The organism is Streptomyces sp. DH12 (assembly GCF_020873895.1).
Lineage (GTDB): Bacteria > Actinomycetota > Actinomycetes > Streptomycetales > Streptomycetaceae > Streptomyces.
Map to the genome: position 1 here is coordinate 1 of NZ_JAHWGT010001614.1, position 394 is coordinate 394.

The window sequence follows — 394 nt, forward strand, 5'->3', positions numbered from 1 at the left end:
CCGCATGGGTGTGGCCACGCTGGCGGCCGGGACCGTGACCGTGGCCAACACGTCCGTCACCGCGACGACCCGTGTGGCCGTGTTTCGGCAGGCGGCCGGTGGCACGCTCGGGCACCTGTCCGCCACCGCCGATCCTGGCGTCGGCTTCACCGTCGACTCGAGCAGCGCGGCGGACACCTCGACCGTGGCCTGGGTGCTGGTCGAGCCCGCATAACCCGCCACCCCGTCGACTCACCACGCCCCGGCCGGGCCCCGGCCGGGGCGTTTCTGCTCTCTGGGAGGCTCCATGAAACTCGTGACTCGCGACGCCTGGGGTGCGCGCCCGCCCCGGTACGACCTCGCATACATTGCGTCCACCGGCGGCGTGAAGATCCACTACGAGGGCACGTACGTG

1 pseudogene is annotated in these 394 nt (G+C 72.1%); it reads left to right on the forward strand.

What is annotated here, in order from left to right:
* Positions 1 to 214, forward strand: a pseudogene (locus LPA54_RS41355) (hypothetical protein); the annotation flags it as partial.
* Between the last annotated feature and the right edge of the window lie 180 nt (positions 215 to 394).